Raw genomic sequence first — 17,414 nt, 5'->3', positions numbered from 1 at the left:
TTTAGGCAAATTGTTCGCGCATCGCTTTTTCCTGGTTAGCGATTGATGAAAAGGTTGTTATGCTTGAAACAACTGAGCAGTATCCCAAGATACAGGGAGTATGCAAAAACAGTTCGGCTGACTGATTAACCGTCCTGAAGTTGTCGGTAAGAGGCAGAGCGTAGTTTTTGTCGCTCGTCTTACGTAAAATCGGTACAGAATGTTGCCAACGAAATTTATCCAGGAGACGGTAATGTCATACAGTGGCGATCGTGAGTTTATTGCACCGCATAATGCGTTGGTGCCAATGGTGGTCGAGCAAACCTCGCGCGGCGAGCGTTCATACGACATCTATTCCCGTCTGCTTAAAGAACGCGTAATCTTTCTTACCGGTCAGGTGGAAGATCACATGGCTAACCTGATTGTGGCCCAGATGCTGTTTCTGGAAGCAGAGAATCCGGAAAAAGATATTTACCTTTATATCAACTCACCGGGTGGCGTGATTACTGCCGGCATGTCAATTTATGACACCATGAAGTTCATCAAGCCAGACGTCAGCACCATTTGTATGGGCCAGGCCTGTTCAATGGGGGCTTTCCTGTTGACTGCCGGGACGAAGGGCAAGCGTTTCTGCCTGCCAAACTCACGCGTGATGATTCACCAACCGCTGGGTGGCTATCAGGGACAGGCAACTGACATTGAGATTCACGCGCGCGAAATCCTGAAGGTGAAGCAGCGCATGAACGAACTGATGGCCGAGCACACTGGCAAGTCTTTGGAAGAAATTGAGCGTGACACCGAGCGTGACCGTTTCCTCTCCGCCAGCGAAGCGGTAGAGTATGGATTGGTCGATTCCATCCTGACGCATCGCCAATAAGCCCTAACTTCGCCTTGTCTCTGGTCTATAGTTAACAGGACAAGGCGATAATGGGTTGAATGAACATCGGCCGTGTACCCACGGCCAGTGCTGTACTACTGGTACGGCCTGAGAATAAGAAGAGGTTAACTGATGACAGATAAGCGCAAAGACGGTTCAGGAAAGTTGCTGTACTGCTCTTTTTGCGGCAAAAGCCAGCATGAAGTGCGTAAGCTGATTGCCGGGCCGTCAGTGTATATCTGCGATGAGTGCGTTGATCTGTGTAACGACATTATTCGCGAAGAGATAAAAGAGGTTGCCCCGCATCGCGAACGTAGCGCTCTGCCTACGCCGCATGAGATCCGCCATCACCTCGACGATTACGTTATTGGTCAGGAAAGGGCCAAGAAAGTGCTGGCCGTGGCGGTGTACAACCACTACAAACGTTTACGCAACGGTGATACCAGCAACGGTATCGAGCTGGGTAAAAGTAATATCCTGCTGATTGGTCCTACCGGGAGCGGTAAAACGCTGCTGGCAGAAACCCTTGCCCGTTTACTGGATGTGCCTTTCACCATGGCGGACGCCACCACCCTGACCGAAGCCGGTTATGTGGGGGAAGACGTTGAAAACATCATTCAGAAACTGCTGCAAAAATGTGACTACGATGTGCAAAAAGCGCAACGTGGCATTGTCTACATCGACGAAATTGACAAAATTTCACGTAAGTCAGACAACCCATCAATCACTCGTGACGTCTCAGGTGAGGGCGTGCAGCAGGCGTTGTTGAAACTGATTGAAGGTACGGTGGCTGCGGTTCCTCCGCAGGGCGGCCGTAAGCACCCGCAGCAGGAATTTTTGCAGGTTGATACCTCGAAAATTTTGTTTATCTGTGGCGGTGCGTTTGCCGGGCTGGATAAGGTCATCTCACAACGCGTTGAAACCGGTTCAGGTATTGGCTTTGGCGCCACCGTAAAAGGCAAATCGCAGAAAGCAACAGAAGGCGAGCTGCTGTCACAATGTGAGCCGGAAGATTTGATCAAATTTGGTCTGATCCCGGAATTCATTGGCCGTCTACCTGTCGTCGCGACGCTTAATGAGCTGAGTGAAGAGGCGCTGATTCAGATCCTACGCGAGCCAAAAAATGCGCTTACCAAGCAGTACCAGGCGTTGTTTAACCTGGAAGGCGTTGATCTGGAATTCCGTGATGAAGCCCTGACGGCGATTGCGAAAAAGGCGATGTCACGTAAAACCGGCGCGCGCGGTCTGCGTTCTATCGTGGAAGGTGCACTGCTGGAAACGATGTACGATCTGCCTTCTATGGACGACGTCGAGAAAGTCGTGATTGATGAGTCAGTCATTGAGGGGCAGTCTGAACCCATGCTGATTTATGGCAAGCATGAAGCTCAGGCTTCTGGCGAATAAATAAACAAATCGTCCACATTGTGCCATCTATAAAGGGGAAAATCTTTCCCCTTTTGCATTTCTCACCGTTGTGACATTGAATGTCTGACAATCATCCCCATATACTCAGACACCTGTGGGTTTAACCGCATACCTGCCTGTGCGGTACCCATCACCTGGCGGACACGAAACTAAGAGAGAGCTCTATGAATCCTGAGCGTTCTGAACGCATTGAAATCCCCGTCTTGCCTTTGCGCGACGTGGTAGTTTATCCGCACATGGTAATTCCGTTGTTTGTTGGCCGGGAAAAATCAATTCGGTGCCTCGAAGCCGCAATGGATCATGATAAAAAGATCATGCTGGTCGCACAGAAAGAGGCTTCAACGGATGAACCTGGCATAAACGATCTTTTTTCAGTGGGTACCATCGCCTCCGTTTTGCAGATGCTAAAACTGCCAGACGGTACGGTGAAAGTGCTGGTTGAAGGCTTGCAACGTGCCAACATCACGACGCTTGCCGACAACGGCGATCACTTTGTAGCCCAGGCCGAATATCTGGTTTCACCAGAGATCGAAGAGCGTGAGCAGGAAGTGCTGGTGCGCACGGCGATCAATCAGTTTGAAGGTTACATCAAGCTGAATAAAAAGATCCCGCCTGAGGTCTTAACCTCCCTGAACAATATTGATGATGCGGCGCGCCTGGCGGATACGGTTGCGGCGCATATGCCATTGAAACTCGCAGACAAACAGTCCGTGCTGGAGATGTCAGACGTTAACGAGCGTCTGGAATATCTGATGGCGATGATGGAGTCTGAGATCGATCTGCTGCAGGTTGAAAAACGCATACGCAACCGCGTGAAAAAGCAGATGGAAAAGAGCCAGCGTGAGTACTACCTGAATGAGCAGATGAAGGCCATTCAGAAAGAGTTAGGCGAGATGGATGATACGCCTGATGAGTACGAAGCGTTAAAACGCAAAATCGATGCGGCTAAAATGCCGCAGGAAGCGCGTGATAAAGCCGAAGCTGAACTGCAAAAGCTGAAAATGATGTCGCCTATGTCTGCAGAGGCAACCGTGGTGCGCGGCTACATCGACTGGATGGTGCAGGTTCCGTGGAACGCGCGCAGTAAAGTGAAGAAAGACCTGCGCAAAGCCCAGGAAACGCTGGACACGGACCACTATGGTCTGGAACGCGTGAAAGACCGTATCCTTGAGTACCTCGCGGTGCAAAGTCGCGTCAGCAAAATCAAAGGGCCGATTCTTTGCCTGGTCGGACCGCCGGGTGTGGGTAAAACCTCACTGGGACAGTCCATTGCAAAAGCGACTGGCCGTAAATATATTCGTATGGCGTTGGGCGGCGTGCGCGATGAAGCGGAAATCCGTGGTCACCGCCGCACCTATATTGGCTCAATGCCGGGCAAGTTGATCCAGAAAATGGCGAAAGTGGGGGTGAAAAACCCGCTGTTCCTGTTGGATGAAATCGACAAAATGTCCTCGGATATGCGCGGCGATCCGGCATCCGCACTGCTGGAAGTGCTGGATCCGGAACAGAATATCGCGTTTAACGATCACTATCTGGAAGTGGACTACGATCTTTCCGATGTGATGTTCGTGGCAACGTCAAACTCCATGAATATTCCAGCACCGCTGCTGGATCGTATGGAGGTGATTCGCCTGTCGGGGTATACCGAAGACGAAAAGCTCAACATCGCGAAACAGCATTTGCTGCCGAAGCAGATTGAGCGCAATGCCTTGAAAGCCTCTGAGATCAGCGTTGAAGACAGCGCGATTGTCGGCATCATTCGTTATTACACGCGTGAAGCCGGCGTACGTAGCCTGGAACGTGAACTGTCCAAACTGTGCCGTAAAGCCGTGAAGACGCTGCTGATGGATAAAACCAAAAAGCACATCACCATCAATGGTGAGAACCTCAAGGATTTCCTTGGTGTTCAGCGTTTTGACTATGGTCGTGCGGACAGCGAAAACCGTGTAGGCCAGGTGACCGGTCTTGCCTGGACAGAAGTGGGCGGGGATTTGCTGACAATCGAAACCGCCTGTGTACCGGGTAAAGGGAAACTGACCTATACCGGTTCGCTCGGTGAAGTGATGCAGGAGTCGATTCAGGCCGCCCTGACCGTCGTGCGCGCACGTGCAGAGAAACTGGGTATCAACGGTGATTTTTACGAAAAACGTGATATCCACGTGCACGTACCAGAAGGGGCAACACCGAAAGACGGCCCGAGTGCCGGTATTGCGATGTGTACGGCGCTGGTGTCCTGTCTGACGGGTAACCCGGTGCGGTCGAATGTAGCGATGACCGGCGAGATCACGCTGCGTGGTCAGGTGCTGCCGATCGGTGGACTGAAAGAGAAGCTGCTGGCCGCGCACCGTGGCGGCATTAAAGTGGTCCTGATTCCGGACGAGAACAAGCGCGATCTGGAAGAAATTCCACAGAACGTGATTGCCGATCTGGAAATCCATCCGGTCAAGCGCATCGAAGAAGTATTGAACCTTGCGCTGGAAAACGCGCCTTACGGCATGCAGGTCGCGACCGCAAAATAGTGATTAATGGCATAAACCGTTAAAAAGCAGAGCTGGCAACACCAATTGGTGCTTGCCAGCTTTTTTTTGTGCCGCTAATTTAGGTGGCTGCTGAACCATCGTTATAAGAGGATTACCGTTGTTTCAGCATATAAGGCTTGATATAACTTGCTGCGCGTTCGTACCCGACAGGAAGCGTGGGTACGATGTGAAATAATAAAGAGGGGATGAATAGAGTGAATAAGTCACAACTGATCGATAAAATTGCTGCTGATGCTGACATTTCTAAAGCAGCAGCAGGACGTGTATTAGATGCATTTATGGGCTCTGTTTCTGATGCGCTGAAAGGCGGAGATGAAGTGGCGCTGGTGGGATTCGGCACTTTCTCAGTACGTGAGCGCGCAGCGCGCACAGGCCGTAACCCACAAACCGGTAAAGAGATCACTATCCCGGCAGGTAAAGTACCGGGTTTCCGTGCAGGTAAAGCACTGAAAGACGCTGTCAACTAATGATAACGCCACCACTCATTAACACATTTTCTTGAGTGGATTAGAGGACGGTTAACGCGTTCTCATGTAACATACGGGCACATCGATAAGATGTGCCTTTTTTATATCCAGAGAGGCAGTAAAGGTCGCAAGGCTTGTCTCAACAGGATTATTGCTGCCAGCAAGATTTGCAGCTGAGTAATGCGCCGGGAAGAGGGCGTTATTGCGACAGGGCTTTACATTCACACTACAGCGGAGTGTTGTCATACCATGATGGACAATTTACGCGCGGCGTCGAACCATGTCGTGCTCAAGATTATTTTGGGGTTGATCATTCTCTCCTTTGTGCTGACCGGCGTTGGCAACTATCTGATTGGCGGCAACAATGATTATGCGGCCAAAGTGAATGGTCAGGAGATCAGCCGGGCGCAGTTAGATCAGGCATTTAACAGCGAACGTAACCGCCAGCAGCAAATGCTGGGCGATCAGTTCTCGCAGCTTGCAGGTAACGATGGTTACATGCAGCAGATGCGCCAGCAGGCGCTGTCGCAGCTGATCGATCAGGCCTTACTGGACAGCTATATCAAAGATCTGCACATTGCCATCAGTGACGATCAGGTTAAGCAGGCGATTTTCAATCAGGCTGCTTTCCAGACGAACGGTAAGTTTGATAACGCCAAATATAACGCGATGATCGGCAACATGGGCTTTACTGCCGACCAGTATGCGGAAGCGCTGCGCAAGCAGCTGGCGACACAGCAGCTCATCAACGCCATCGCCAACACCGACTTTATGCTGAAAAATGAAACCAGCAAGCTGGTGGATTTGGTGGCACAGAAGCGCGATATTCAGACCGCAACCCTGGACGTGAATGCACTTGCGGCGAAGCAGACCGTGAACGATGACGAGATCAACCAGTATTATCAGCAGCATAAAAACAGCTTTATGTCGCCTGAACAGTTCCGGGTCAGCTATATCAAACTGGATGCTGCAGCCATGCAGGAAAACGCCAGCGATGCGGATATTCAGGCCTGGTACGATCAGCATAAAGCGGATTACACCCAGCCACAGCGCGATCGCTACAGCGTCATTCAGACCAAAACGGAAGCCGATGCCAACGCCATTCTGGCTCAGCTGAAAAGCGGTGCTGATTTTGCCGAACTGGCGAAAACCAAATCCATTGACCCGATCTCTGCCCGCAAAGGGGGCGATATGGGCTGGCTGGAACCTTCTACCACGCCGGATGAGCTGAAAAATGCCGGGCTGAAAGAGAAAGGCCAGCAGTCAGGCGTTATCAAGTCTTCCGTTGGCTTCCTGATCGCGCGCCTCGACGACATCATCCCTGAGCAGGTCAAGCCGCTGGCCGACGTGCGCAGTGAGGTGGCGGATGAGGTCAAGCAGGAAAAAGCAGTGGATGCCTTCTATAAGCTGCAGCAGAAGGTGAGTGAAGCGGCCAGCAATGACAATGAGTCTCTTGCGGGAGCAGAGCAGGCGTCGGGCATGAAAGCCACAGAAACGGGCTGGTTTAGCCGTGACGACGTGCCGAAAGATCTCGATTTTGACGCGGTGAAACAGGCCATTTTCAACGGCGGGCTTCTGGGACAAAATGGCGCGCCAGGCAATAACTCTGACATTATCAGTGTGGATGGCGATCGTGCCTTCGTGTTGCGTATCAGTGAGCACAAACCTGAAGCGGTTGAACCGCTGGAGAAGGTTAAAGCACAGATTATCGACACGTTGAAACATGACAAAGCGACGCAGCAGGCTAAAGCCCAGGCCGATAAACTGTTAGCCGACCTTAAGGCCGGAAAACAGGATGTGCTTAAAACAGCAGGCCTGACCCTGAGCGCCAGTAAGACGGTTGATCGAAATACGCAGGATCCGGTGGCACAGGCTGCCTTTAACCTGCCACAGCCTGAGGATAACAAACCCTCCTGGGGCGTCAGCGAAGATATGCAGGGCAATGTGGTTCTGGTGGCGGTGGATAAGGTCAGCACCGGTACGATGCCACAGGCTCAGATTAATGAAATGGTCAAAGGCGTCACGCAGAACAACGCGCAGCTTGCCTTTGAAGCATTGCTGCAAAATCTGCGTAAAGAGGCCAAAATCAAATACGGTGCCGCTGCCCAGCAGATGCAGTGATCCTCGCAAATTTCAGATAATGACTGAAACAACCCAAGGCCGCTTATGCGGCCTTTTCCATTTCTAACCTTTGCCGTTTGAGGCCATCTCATTGTCGTGACAACCTGAGCCAGCTGTTTAACACAAGGAGAAACACAGCATGGCTAAACCCAACTTACACGCCTTTTATCTTTCCCTCGCCCTGTGTGGCGCGCTTTATCAAATGCCTCTTTCAGCGGCAGAAACCCCAAGTGAAACCCAGGCCGCGCAGGTTTCCATGCCGCAGCAGGAGCAGGTCAGCATAAACGACGCGACGGCAGAGCAATTATCAAAGGCGATGAACGGGGTGGGCCTTAAGAAGGCGCAGTCTATCGTCAGCTATCGTGAAGAGTACGGGCCGTTTACGGCTATCGATCAGCTGAAAGAGGTGCCCGGCTTTGGCAATGCCCTGGTTGAGAGAAACCTGTCGCGTCTGAAATTGTGAAGTGATGCGCAACTCTGATGCTTAACCTGCTGCTGCGGGCGGACTCTGCTAAAGTGAACAGGTCCAACCAGTTAATTTATAGCAGCAGGAGAACAGGAATGCAGACCACGATAAAAGTGCGCGGCTATCATCTGGATGTCTATCAGCACGTTAACAATGCTCGTTATCTGGAGTTTTTAGAAGAAGCGCGCTGGCAATGGCTGGAAGAAGCGGACGCCTTTAACTGGCTGCTTGAGCAGAAACTGGCCTTTGTGGTGGTAAACATCAACATCAATTATCGTCGCCCGGCGGTGCTGGGCGATGTACTGGAGATCAGCAGCGACATCACGCAGCTCAATGGAAAAAGCGGCATCATTTCTCAGCGGGTTCTTTTAGCGGGTGGTGAAACCGTTGTTGCGGATGCGGCACTGACCTTCGTGTGCATCGATCTGCGTTCCCAGAAAGCCGTCCCGCTGGAAGGCGAACTGCGGCAGCGACTGGAAAGACTGATGTCTTAACTGATGTCATAACGCATGTCATCAAGGCGGCGGCTATCTGTCGCCGCCGCGTTTGAGGTTATTGCAAACCGGTTTTTGCCTTCATGGCTGACATAATAGCGGGGCGATCCTGCAGATAAGCATTCAGGCCCTTTGATCGCAGATGACAGGCGGCACATTCGCCACAGCCGTCACCTTTAATGCCGTTATAACAGGTGAGCGTCTCTTCGCGGATCAACCCAAGCTGCTGCCAGTAATCGGCCAGCGCCCAGGTTTCGGCTTTATTAAGCCACATCAGCGGGGTTTCAAAACGAATATCGCGCGCCATGCCAAGGCTGATCGCGTGGTTTAGCGCTTTGACGAACTCGTCGCGACAGTCGGGGTAACCAGAGAAGTCGGTTTCGCACACGCCGGTGATGACGGCTTCCGCCTCAACCTGATACGCGTAAACCGAGGCCAGGGTCAGAAACAGAATATTGCGGCCCGGTACAAAAGTGCTCGGCAGGCCGCTCGCCTTGGGATCATAAGCGGGAACCGGAATGCTGTCTCGCGTCAGGCTGCTGACGGCCAGTTCATTCAGCATGGTCACATCGAGTACCTTGTGCGCTCGGGCGCCCAGCTTCAGGGAAAGGTCCCGGGCCACGTCAATCTCTTCACGATGACGCTGACCATAGTCGAAGGTCACACAGTGCACTTCATCGTAATGCTGTAAGGCCTGAACCAGGCAGGTGGTGGAGTCTTGTCCACCGCTAAATACGACAACGGCGCGTTTCATGGCACGTCCCAATAATAAAAATTGGTGCTTATGGTAATACCTGAACGCGCGCCTGAACAGCTGCGGGGGGCAATAACTGGCCCGATCCGGCTCTTCTAACCCCGTTAGTCAAGGTCTGATCGCGTGCTAGCCCAGTTCGCGCTGCCAGGGCGTAATATCACCAATGTGCTCGGCAACCCACTCAGGTTGATAGTAAGTATCAGGATAACGTTCTCCGCTGTCGCACAGCAGTGTCACCAGCGAGCCCTGCTCACGATTATCGCGTAAGCGTTTTGCCACCTGCATCATGCCCCAGAAGTTGGTGCCGGTAGACGGGCCCGGTTTGCGTCCCAGCAGCGTTTCCAGCTTCAGCATGGCGGCAATGGATGCGCCATCCGGTACGCGAAGCATTTCGTCAATCACATCGGGCAGAAAGGAAGGCTCGACGCGTGGACGACCAATGCCTTCAATCATACTGCCACGATTGCTGGTCAGGGTGGTGTCACGGTTGTGCCAGTAGTCATAAAAAACGGAATGCTGCGGATCAACGACCAGTAATCGCGTATCGCATCCCTGATAGCGAATATAGCGTCCCAGCGTGGCCGAGGTACCGCCAGTGCCGGCACTCATTATCAGAGTGTGAGGAACGGGAAAGGGTTCGTTTGCCATCTGACGGAAGATGCTTTCAGCAATGTTGTTGTTGCCACGCCAGTCGGTGGCCCGTTCCGCGTAGGTAAACTGATCCATAAAATGGCCGTTCAGTTCCCGGGCGAGGCGCTCGGATTCTGCATAGAGCTGACAGGGATCGCTGACAAAGTGACACTGACCGCCGTAGAAGGTGATCTGCTCAATTTTGCGCTTCGCGGTGCTGGCGGGCATGACGGCAATAAAAGGCAAGCCCAGCAGGCGGGCAAAATAGGCTTCTGACACGGCCGTACTGCCCGAAGAGGCCTCAATAACCGGCGTATCTTGTTTGATCCAACCGTTGGCCAGGGCGTACAGAAACAGGGAGCGCGCCAGACGATGTTTCAGGCTTCCGCTGGGATGCGTGCTTTCATCTTTGAGATAGAACCTGATGCCCGGAAAATCCGGCAAACTGAAGCGAATTAAGTGTGTGTCCGCTGAGCGTTGAAAATCAGCGTTAATTTCGTTAATCGCGTGGCGTACCCAGCATGTTGACATGGCGTTCATTTCCGGTCGGATGAAAGTCACTATTTTAAGGCACGTGCAGGAAAAAGAGCTTGCTGGTTTTGCGTTAAAATGGCGGTAATGGAGAAAAAATTTCTACCGGAGGGCCATATGCCAGATAAAATTGACCTTAAACTGTTGGCTATGCTGCAGCAGGACTGCACCACTTCACTCCAGGTACTGGCAGATGCGGTTAATCTCACCACCACGCCCTGTTGGAAGCGCCTGAAAAAGCTGGAAGAAGACGGCATTATTCGCGGGCGGGTCGCTCTGCTGGATAATGAAAAGCTTGGCCTCTCTCTCACGGCCTTTATGTTTGTCAAAACCACCCAGCACAGCAAAACCTGGTATCAGGAATTCGTCTCGGTGGTGCAGAGCATGCCGGAAGTGATGGGCTTTTACCGTATGGCCGGTGAATACGATTATTTACTGCGTATTCAGGTTGCCGACATGAAAAGTTATGATGCCTTTTATAAGCGTTTAGTTAATGGTGTAACAGGCCTGATCGATGTGACCTCCAGCTTCGCGATGGAAGAGATTAAATACACGACAGCCCTGCCTGTTGGCCCCTGAGTATCTGAGATTGAGAGCAGCCTTGTGCGATTATTCAGCCAGTTAAGTTGGTATTTTATCCGTGAGTGGCGGCGTTATCTGGGCGCCGTCACCTTACTGATCGTTATTGCTGTTCTGCAGTTGCTGCCGCCGTGGATTGTCGGGGTGATTGTGGACGGCGTGACCCACCAAAACATGGATGCCCGACACATCCTGATGTGGATTGGCATTATGCTGCTGACCGCCGTGGTGGTTTATCTGCTGCGCTATGTCTGGCGCGTGCTGCTGTTTGGCGCATCCTACCAACTGGCCGTTGAGCTGCGAGAGGATTTTTATCGTCAGCTCAGCCGTCAGCAGCCGGCGTTTTACCTGCGTCACCGAACCGGCGATCTCATTGCCCGCGCTACCAACGACGTCGATCGGGTGGTTTTTGCTGCCGGTGAAGGCGTGCTGACGCTGGTGGATTCTCTGGTCATGGGATGCGTTGTGTTAATTGCCATGAGTACGCAAATCAGCTGGCAACTGACGCTGATATCGCTAATACCGATGCCATTCATGGCGTTGGTCATTCACCGCTATGGCGAGCAGCTGCATAACCGTTTCAAACTGGCGCAGGCGGCCTTTTCCAGCCTGAACGATCAGACGCAAGAGAGCCTTACCAGCATCCGAATGATTAAGGCATTTGGGCTGGAGCAACATCAGTCGGCGCAGTTCGCCGATATTGCCCGTGATACCGGAGAGAAAAACCTGCGCGTTGCGCGAGTGGATGCGCGTTTTGATCCCACCATTTATATTGCGATTGGCTTTGCCAACCTGCTGGCGATTGGCGGCGGAAGCTGGCTGGTGTGGCATGATCAAATGACGCTGGGGCAGCTCACCAGCTTTGTCATGTACCTGGGATTGATGATCTGGCCGATGCTGGCGCTGGCATGGATGTTTAACATTGTTGAGCGTGGCAGTGCGGCCTGGAGCCGAATTCGTGCGCTGCTTTCTGAGGCACCGGTCGTTGAAGACGGTGATAAAGCCTTGCCTGACAGCGCCGGAACGTTACAGGTCTCGATTCGCGAATTCAGCTATCCCGCCAGTTCAGGTGCGATACTGAGCCAGGTTGAATTTCAACTCAAGCCGGGCGATATGCTGGGCCTGTGCGGCCCGACCGGCAGTGGTAAAACGACCTTGCTGAGTTTGATTCAGCGTCACTTCGATATTCAGCAAGGGGATATCCGCTACCATGCCATCCCTCTGCCACAGCTGCGGCTGGACAGCTGGCGCAGCCGTCTCGCCGTCGTCAGCCAGACGCCGTTTCTGTTTTCCGACAGCGTGGCCAATAACATTGCGCTGGGCAGGCCGGATGCCCGTCAGGAGGATATTGAGCAGGCGGCAAAAATGGCCTGCGTCCACGACGACATCTTACGCCTGCCGCAAGGCTACGAAACTGAAGTCGGGGAGCGCGGAGTTATGCTGTCCGGCGGTCAGAAACAGCGTATTTCAATCGCCCGTGCTCTGCTGCTTGATGCGGAGATCCTGGTTCTGGACGATGCGCTGTCGGCCGTGGACGGACGCACAGAGCACGAAATTTTGCATAATCTGCGCCTGTGGGGCAAAGGCCGCACGTTGATCATCAGTGCCCACCGCCTGTCGGCACTCACGGAAGCCAGCGAGATTCTGGTGCTGCATCAGGGCACCGTGACGCAGCGAGGCGACCACGCTGCCCTGGCCAACGCGGCGGGCTGGTATCGGGATATGTATCGCTATCAGCAACTGGAAGCCGCGCTGGACGATGATCAAACGGAAAAAGGAGTGCCGCATGGCTAAGTCACAACCTATGTGGCCAACACTTAAACGCCTGCTGAGCTACGGTAAACCGTGGCGCAAATCGCTGTCGCTGGCCGTGTTGATGCTCTGGATTGCCGCTGCCGCCGAAGTCACCGGCCCGGTTCTGGTGAGTTATTTCATCGATAATCTGGTGGCGAAGCATCAAATGCCCTGGGGCATCGTGGCAGGACTGGTCGTGAGTTTTATTCTGCTGCAGCTGCTGGCTGCCGCCCTGCATTACGGGCAGGCGTTACTGTTTAACCGGGCCGCGATTGGCGTGGTGCAGCGTTTACGCACCGATGCTATGAACGCGGCGCTGCGTCAGCCGCTCGCTGCGTTTGATACCCAGCCGGTGGGTCAGTTGATTTCCCGGGTCACCAACGACACGGAAGTCGTCCGGGATCTGTATGTGACCGTTGTCGCGACGGTCCTGCGCAGCGCCGCGCTGGTGGGCGCAATGATGGTGGCCATGTTCAGTCTGGACTGGCGCATGGCGCTGGTGGCGATGCTGATTTTCCCCATGGTGCTCATCGTCATGCTGATTTATCAGCGCTTCAGTACACCGATAGCGCGTCGCGTTCGCAGCTATCTGGCCGATATCAACAACGGTTTTAATGAAGTAATCAGCGGGATGAGCGTGATTCAGCAGTTCCGCCAGCAGGCACGTTTTGGCGAACGCATGGGGGAAGCCAGCCGCTCTCACTATCTGGCGCGCATGCAAACCCTGCGGCTCGATGGCTTCCTGTTACGGCCGCTTTTAAGCCTGTTTTCGGCGCTGGTGCTGTGCGGGCTGCTGCTGTTATTCAGTTTCTCCATGCCCGGCGTTTTCGAAGTCGGGGTGCTGTACGCGTTTATCACCTATCTGGGACGGCTTAACGAGCCCCTAATCGAACTCACTACGCAGCAGTCGATGTTGCAGCAGGCGGTTGTTGCGGGCGAGCGTATTTTTGAACTGATGGATGCGCCCCAGCAGCACTATGGTGACAGCGATCGGCCCATGGCGTCCGGACGCATTACGCTGGATAACCTGAGCTTTGCCTATCGCGATGATCGTGACGTGCTAAGCAACATCTCGCTGGATGTGCCTTCACGCGGCTTTGTCGCGCTGGTCGGTCATACCGGTAGCGGCAAGAGTACGCTGGCAAACCTGTTAATGGGCTACTATCCGGTGACGCGCGGTGAAGTCCGTCTGGACGATCGTCCGTTGGGGCAATATTCTCATCAGGCGCTAAGACGCAGCATCGCGATGGTACAGCAGGATCCGGTCGTATTGGCCGACACGTTGCTGGCCAACGTGCGGCTGGGTCGGGATATCAGCGAGGAAGCCGTGTGGACGGCGCTGGAGCAGGTACAGCTGGCGCCGCTGGCCCGGGCATTGCCTGCAGGTATTCATACCCGACTGGGCGAACAGGGAAATAACCTGTCGGTAGGGCAAAAGCAATTGCTGGCGCTGGCACGCGTACTGGTCCAACTGCCGCAGATTCTCATCCTTGATGAAGCCACCGCAAATATCGATTCCGGTACAGAGCAGGCCATTCAGCATACGCTGCGCACCCTGCGTCAGCATACGACGCTGGTGGTTATCGCCCACCGTCTTTCCACCATTACCGAAGCAGACAACATACTGGTGCTGCACCGTGGTCATGTTGTCGAGCAGGGCACGCATCAGCAGCTGCTGGCAGAGGAAGGGCGCTACTGGCAAATGTATCAGTTGCAACAGGTTGGCGATGAACTGGAATCGACATCACCGTTAGTCAGCGCGGGGTGATTGCACCTTTTTTGCGCATCTTTTTCTCCATTGTTCCGTCAGGATGCACGCCTTTGAGCGTAACAGCACCAAAGGAGTGCATCCGCTTCGTTTATCACTCCCCCAGTTTTTTCCAGACCGATATCCAGCATTTCCTGAGCCTGATTCCGTCGCGGCCTGATAACGGATTTCGCACAATACTTACATCTGGCACAGCCTTTGCTTAAGTCTCTGCGTGTCCATGAGACTTACTTATTTCAATTCCTTAAGGAGAGGCTATGAAGCTGGTTACCGTCGTAATTAAGCCGTTCAAGCTGGAAGATGTGCGTGAGGCATTGTCCTCCATTGGTATTCAGGGACTGACCGTCTCCGAAGTGAAAGGTTTTGGACGTCAGAAAGGGCACGCCGAACTGTACCGTGGTGCGGAATACAGCGTGAACTTTCTGCCCAAGGTCAAAATTGATATCGCCATTGCAGACGACCAACTGGACGAAGTGGTGGACGTAATCAGTAAATCGGCTTACACCGGAAAAATTGGCGACGGCAAGATTTTCGTTGCTGAACTGCAGCGCGTGATTCGCATACGTACCGGCGAAACCGACGAAGCCGCACTGTAAACAAGACTCAGTAATGTGATGGGATGGAAAAAAAATGAATAAAATGCTGACCAAGTTGGGCCTCACCAGCCTGGCACTGTTACCGTCGCTGGCAATGGCTGCTGCGCCTGCCGTGGCAGACAAAGCCGATAACGCCTTTATGATGATTTGCACTGCGCTGGTGCTGTTTATGTCAATTCCCGGGATTGCGCTGTTTTACGGCGGCTTGATCCGCGGTAAAAACGTGCTCTCTATGCTCACTCAGGTGGCGGTCACCTTCTCGCTGGTATGTGTGCTGTGGGTGATTTATGGCTACTCACTGGCCTTTAGTGAAGGCAATGCATTCTTTGGCAGCTTCAACTGGGTAATGCTGAAAAACATCGCGCTGACAGCGGTAATGGGCAGCTTTTATCAATATATCCATGTGGCTTTCCAGGCGTCCTTTGCCTGTATTACCGTGGGGCTGATCGTCGGTGCTATTGCGGAACGTATTCGTTTCTCTGCCGTGCTGATTTTCGTGGTGGTATGGCTGACGCTGGCTTATCTGCCTATCGCGCATATGGTCTGGGCAGGCGGCTTACTGGCTCAGGACGGCGCGCTGGACTTTGCTGGCGGCACGGTTGTGCACATTAACGCGGCGGTTGCCGGACTGGTCGGTGCTTACCTGGTGGGCAAACGTGCAGGCTTCGGCAAAGAGGCATTTAAACCTCACAACCTGCCAATGGTCTTTACCGGTACCGCGATTCTGTATGTCGGCTGGTTTGGCTTCAACGCAGGCTCGGCGTCGGCAGCTAACGAAATTGCCGGACTGGCTTTCCTGAATACCGTTGTGGCCACTGCCGCTGCTGTGCTGGCATGGACCTTCGGCGAATGGGCGCTGCGTGGTAAACCTTCTCTGTTAGGTGCCTGTTCTGGTTTTATTGCGGGTCTGGTTGCCATTACGCCAGCTTGTGGTTATGTCGGCGTCGGTGGCGCGTTAATTATCGGTTTAGCCGGTGGCCTGGCGGGCATCTGGGGCGTAACAACGCTGAAAAGATGGCTGCGGGTTGACGATCCTTGTGACGTATTCGGCGTTCACGGCGTCTGTGGCATCATCGGCTGTATTCTGACGGGCGTGTTCGCGTCCTCTTCACTGGGCGGCGTAGGCTATGCACCAGGCGTGACTATGGGGCATCAGGTTGCCATTCAGCTGTTGAGTGTCGGGGTGACTATCGTCTGGTCTGCCGTGGTGGCTTTCATTGGCTTTAAACTGGCGGATATGATTGTAGGGCTGCGCGTGCCGGAAGAGCAGGAGCGCGAAGGCCTGGACGTCAATAGCCATGGCGAGAACGCATACAACCATTAATTTATCTGTAACGACAAGAGAAAAGGGGCGATTTCGCCCCTTTTTGCTATTCGCTGCGCTGGCGCATCACACCTTCCTGAACCGTTGATGCCACCAGTTCTCCTTGCAGGTTGTAAAACTCACCGCGCACAAAGCCTCGCGCGCCCGATGCAGAGGTGCTCTCCACGCTGTAGAGCAGCCAGTCGTTAAAATTCAGCTCACGATGAAACCACATAGAATGGTCAATCGTCGCCACCTGCATATCGGGTTCCAGAAAGCCTTTGCCATGGGGCTGCAGGGCCACGGGCAAAAAGTTAAGGTCGGAAGCGTAGCCCAGTAGATACTGATGGATGCGTAAATCGTCGGGCAGCGTGCCGTTAGCCCGAATCCACACCTGACGTTGCGGTTTATCAACGTGGCCTCGTAACGGGTTGTGGATCTGCACCGGGCGGATTTCCAGCGGACGCTCGGCGATAAATTTCTCGCGCAGCTTCTCTGGCAGCATATGGGCCATTTTTTGCGCCATCTGCTGCTCGTTGGGGAGATTATCAGGCCCTTTTACCTGCGGCATAGGTTTCTGATGTTCAAAACCGCTTTCCGGCGACTGGAAAGAGGCCGTCATATAAAAAATAGGCTGACCATTTTGAATGGCGCTGACCCGGCGGGCGCTAAAACTTTTACCGTCACGCAGGCTTTCCACGTCGTAAATAATCGGTTTCTGGCTGTCGCCGGGGCGGAGAAAATAGCTGTGGAATGAGTGAATGACGCGATCTTCCGGCACGGTCTGTTTGGCCGCAAAAAGTGCCTGTCCCACTACCTGACCGCCAAAGACCTGACGAAGGCCAAGATCTTCGCTCTGGCCGCGAAACAGGCCTTCTTCGATTTTTTCCAGATGGATTAAGTTAAGCAGATTTTCGAGTGCCTGACTCATGACGCTTTCCTGATAATAAGTATTTGCCTAAGTGTGAAAGATCCGACCAGTTTCCGTCAATCAGACTTTCGGTCTTTCAACCGACCAGGCAAACTTTTGATTTTGTGCCAACATTAAAGACATACGGCGAGTGAAACGCTGTAATGAAGATTCACTGCT

15 protein-coding genes are annotated in these 17,414 nt (G+C 53.3%); 12 read left to right on the top strand and 3 right to left on the bottom strand.

Going from position 1 to position 17,414, the window contains the following annotated elements:
- Window positions 1-232 precede the first annotated feature (232 nt).
- The 7 genes from clpP (at window position 233) to GKC68_RS16950 (ending at window position 8,369) form a co-directional block, all read left to right on the top strand.
- Window positions 233-856 carry an ATP-dependent Clp endopeptidase proteolytic subunit ClpP gene (gene clpP / locus GKC68_RS16980; RefSeq protein WP_028723991.1) on the top strand — a complete coding sequence of 208 codons (624 nt, stop codon included), beginning with the start codon at window positions 233-235 and terminating at the stop codon, window positions 854-856.
- Window positions 857-988: 132 nt separating this feature from the next.
- Complete coding sequence (gene clpX / locus GKC68_RS16975) at window positions 989-2,260, top strand: ATP-dependent protease ATP-binding subunit ClpX (RefSeq protein ID WP_013024887.1); 1,272 nt, start codon at window positions 989-991, stop codon at window positions 2,258-2,260.
- 185 nt (window positions 2,261-2,445) lie between these two features.
- Entirely contained in the window at window positions 2,446-4,800 is a 2,355-nt protein-coding gene (gene lon, locus GKC68_RS16970; protein WP_028723990.1) for an endopeptidase La, read from the top strand.
- 215 nt (window positions 4,801-5,015) lie between these two features.
- On the top strand, window positions 5,016-5,288 hold the full coding sequence (hupB, locus tag GKC68_RS16965; protein ID WP_014606441.1) for a nucleoid-associated protein HU-beta: 273 nt from the start codon (window positions 5,016-5,018) through the stop codon (window positions 5,286-5,288).
- A 249-nt stretch (window positions 5,289-5,537) separates the two neighbouring features.
- The gene (gene ppiD / locus GKC68_RS16960) at window positions 5,538-7,409 is read left to right on the top strand and encodes a peptidylprolyl isomerase (RefSeq protein ID WP_342656356.1); all 1,872 of its coding nucleotides are present in this window, start codon (window positions 5,538-5,540) and stop codon (window positions 7,407-7,409) included.
- Between the two features lie 139 nt (window positions 7,410-7,548).
- A complete protein-coding gene (locus GKC68_RS16955) occupies window positions 7,549-7,872 on the top strand; it encodes a helix-hairpin-helix domain-containing protein (RefSeq protein ID WP_028723988.1) in 324 nt (107 codons plus the stop codon).
- A 98-nt stretch (window positions 7,873-7,970) separates the two neighbouring features.
- The gene (locus GKC68_RS16950; protein WP_014606439.1) at window positions 7,971-8,369 is read left to right on the top strand and encodes a YbgC/FadM family acyl-CoA thioesterase; all 399 of its coding nucleotides are present in this window, start codon (window positions 7,971-7,973) and stop codon (window positions 8,367-8,369) included.
- Window positions 8,370-8,427: 58 nt separating this feature from the next.
- On the opposite strand, the gene queC is transcribed toward GKC68_RS16950, so the two are convergent.
- Window positions 8,428-9,123 (bottom strand): 7-cyano-7-deazaguanine synthase QueC, encoded by a 696-nt coding sequence (gene queC, locus GKC68_RS16945; RefSeq protein WP_028723987.1) that lies wholly within the window; start codon window positions 9,121-9,123, stop codon window positions 8,428-8,430.
- Between the two features lie 126 nt (window positions 9,124-9,249).
- Window positions 9,250-10,284 (bottom strand): PLP-dependent cysteine synthase family protein, encoded by a 1,035-nt coding sequence (locus GKC68_RS16940; RefSeq protein WP_028723986.1) that lies wholly within the window; start codon window positions 10,282-10,284, stop codon window positions 9,250-9,252.
- A gap of 117 nt (window positions 10,285-10,401) precedes the next feature.
- Here GKC68_RS16940 and GKC68_RS16935 point away from each other — a divergent pair, with 117 nt between their 5' ends.
- The 5 genes from GKC68_RS16935 (at window position 10,402) to amtB (ending at window position 16,345) form a co-directional block, all read left to right on the top strand.
- Window positions 10,402-10,863, top strand: a complete 462-nt coding sequence (locus GKC68_RS16935) for an Lrp/AsnC family transcriptional regulator (RefSeq protein WP_028723985.1) — start codon at window positions 10,402-10,404, stop codon at window positions 10,861-10,863.
- Window positions 10,864-10,887: 24 nt separating this feature from the next.
- Window positions 10,888-12,657, top strand: a complete 1,770-nt coding sequence (locus GKC68_RS16930) for a SmdA family multidrug ABC transporter permease/ATP-binding protein (protein WP_028723984.1) — start codon at window positions 10,888-10,890, stop codon at window positions 12,655-12,657.
- The gene (locus GKC68_RS16925) at window positions 12,650-14,425 is read left to right on the top strand and encodes a SmdB family multidrug efflux ABC transporter permease/ATP-binding protein (protein ID WP_058705583.1); all 1,776 of its coding nucleotides are present in this window, start codon (window positions 12,650-12,652) and stop codon (window positions 14,423-14,425) included. The genes GKC68_RS16930 and GKC68_RS16925 overlap by 8 nt, the downstream gene beginning before the upstream one ends.
- A 257-nt stretch (window positions 14,426-14,682) precedes the next feature.
- Window positions 14,683-15,021 carry a P-II family nitrogen regulator gene (gene glnK, locus GKC68_RS16920; RefSeq protein ID WP_013024898.1) on the top strand — a complete coding sequence of 113 codons (339 nt, stop codon included), beginning with the start codon at window positions 14,683-14,685 and terminating at the stop codon, window positions 15,019-15,021.
- 34 nt (window positions 15,022-15,055) lie between these two features.
- Window positions 15,056-16,345 carry an ammonium transporter AmtB gene (amtB, locus tag GKC68_RS16915; RefSeq protein WP_028723982.1) on the top strand — a complete coding sequence of 430 codons (1,290 nt, stop codon included), beginning with the start codon at window positions 15,056-15,058 and terminating at the stop codon, window positions 16,343-16,345.
- A gap of 46 nt (window positions 16,346-16,391) precedes the next feature.
- Here amtB and tesB read toward each other — a convergent pair whose 3' ends face one another.
- Entirely contained in the window at window positions 16,392-17,255 is an 864-nt protein-coding gene (tesB, locus tag GKC68_RS16910) for an acyl-CoA thioesterase II (RefSeq protein WP_064365625.1), read from the bottom strand.
- Window positions 17,256-17,414: the final 159 nt, after the last annotated feature.

Origin of the sequence: Pantoea sp. RSPAM1, assembly GCF_038816185.1 — a bacterium.
In the GTDB taxonomy this organism is placed as follows: Bacteria; Pseudomonadota; Gammaproteobacteria; order Enterobacterales; family Enterobacteriaceae; genus Pantoea; species Pantoea ananatis.
Note: the sequence above shows the minus strand (reverse complement) of the source record. Positions and strands in the feature narration are given on the sequence as shown.

What these genes read in the sequence shown, in the direction of transcription:
- clpP (WP_028723991.1), top strand. Translation starts at nt 233, where the DNA reads ATGTCATACAGTGGCGATCGTGAGTTTATTGCACCGCATAATGCGTTG.
- clpX (WP_013024887.1), top strand. Translation starts at nt 989, where the DNA reads ATGACAGATAAGCGCAAAGACGGTTCAGGAAAGTTGCTGTACTGCTCT.
- lon (WP_028723990.1), top strand. Translation starts at nt 2,446, where the DNA reads ATGAATCCTGAGCGTTCTGAACGCATTGAAATCCCCGTCTTGCCTTTG.
- ppiD (WP_342656356.1), top strand. Translation starts at nt 5,538, where the DNA reads ATGATGGACAATTTACGCGCGGCGTCGAACCATGTCGTGCTCAAGATT.
- GKC68_RS16955 (WP_028723988.1), top strand. Translation starts at nt 7,549, where the DNA reads ATGGCTAAACCCAACTTACACGCCTTTTATCTTTCCCTCGCCCTGTGT.
- GKC68_RS16950 (WP_014606439.1), top strand. Translation starts at nt 7,971, where the DNA reads ATGCAGACCACGATAAAAGTGCGCGGCTATCATCTGGATGTCTATCAG.
- queC (WP_028723987.1), bottom strand. Translation starts at nt 9,123, where the DNA reads ATGAAACGCGCCGTTGTCGTATTTAGCGGTGGACAAGACTCCACCACC.
- GKC68_RS16940 (WP_028723986.1), bottom strand. Translation starts at nt 10,284, where the DNA reads ATGTCAACATGCTGGGTACGCCACGCGATTAACGAAATTAACGCTGAT.
- GKC68_RS16935 (WP_028723985.1), top strand. Translation starts at nt 10,402, where the DNA reads ATGCCAGATAAAATTGACCTTAAACTGTTGGCTATGCTGCAGCAGGAC.
- GKC68_RS16925 (WP_058705583.1), top strand. Translation starts at nt 12,650, where the DNA reads ATGGCTAAGTCACAACCTATGTGGCCAACACTTAAACGCCTGCTGAGC.
- glnK (WP_013024898.1), top strand. Translation starts at nt 14,683, where the DNA reads ATGAAGCTGGTTACCGTCGTAATTAAGCCGTTCAAGCTGGAAGATGTG.
- amtB (WP_028723982.1), top strand. Translation starts at nt 15,056, where the DNA reads ATGAATAAAATGCTGACCAAGTTGGGCCTCACCAGCCTGGCACTGTTA.
- tesB (WP_064365625.1), bottom strand. Translation starts at nt 17,255, where the DNA reads ATGAGTCAGGCACTCGAAAATCTGCTTAACTTAATCCATCTGGAAAAA.